The organism is Brevibacterium sp. 50QC2O2, assembly GCF_024580675.1.
GTDB lineage: Bacteria > Actinomycetota > Actinomycetes > Actinomycetales > Brevibacteriaceae > Brevibacterium > Brevibacterium moorei.
Genome location: NZ_JANIJZ010000056.1, coordinates 1 through 687 on the forward strand (window position 1 = coordinate 1; position 687 = coordinate 687).

Annotated in this window: 1 protein-coding gene; it reads right to left on the reverse strand. The window is 59.4% G+C overall.

All coding sequences use genetic code 11. The features are described from left to right. Nucleotides 1–394 (reverse strand): hypothetical protein (locus NQ038_RS15185; RefSeq protein ID WP_257062990.1); only part of this gene is annotated, 394 nt, incomplete at its 3' end. Nucleotides 395–687 lie beyond the last annotated feature (293 nt).

Genomic DNA, 687 nt, shown 5'->3' on the forward strand with positions numbered 1-687 from the left:
TCTTCGCACCATAGTCGGCCGTGGGCACCTCGTATTCGGCCCGCGCCAGAACAGCAGCTTCCGTTGAGGTGGTCATCCGGGTGACGTGTTCGATTCCCTTGAGCACCAGGAGCAGGTCGGAAGCGTCAAGGCTGGGATCCGTGCCCACACCGGCACCCAGACCAGCGAGTGACTCACTGGCGTGAACGAGTTCCGGAGCGATCTCCTGCAAACGCTCCCAATCTTCAGAAGTCAAAAAGGGGTCAGCTGGGCGGGCGAAGGCCTCGGCACCATCGACCGGGTCCTGTTCCTGAGCCGGACCACCTCCCGACAGGCCCTGACGGTTTCCGGACGAGCCTACGGGTTCATCCGGATCGGGGGAACCAGCGCGTGGGAGGGTGGAATCAATGGTCATGTTCTCTTCCCTCCTCCCGTATCCCGACCGAAACGCCGGCCGAACTGGCTACACGCGTGCGTGCTTGATGAATGTCGGGGAAGACAAGCCATAAAACCTGACGGGACTTCACTGTCCGATTCGAGTTTCCTGACCTACTTCAAGTGTATCGTGTGTCACTCATGAAGGGAAGGGTTTATTCGAAACTGGTTTCCGATGTTTGCCGAGTAATGGTTGTCTGTTTCGGTGGTAGCAGATGCGCTGGGTGGCAGGGTATGCGCGCGCATCTGACACGACAGACAAGGCGCGGGAAC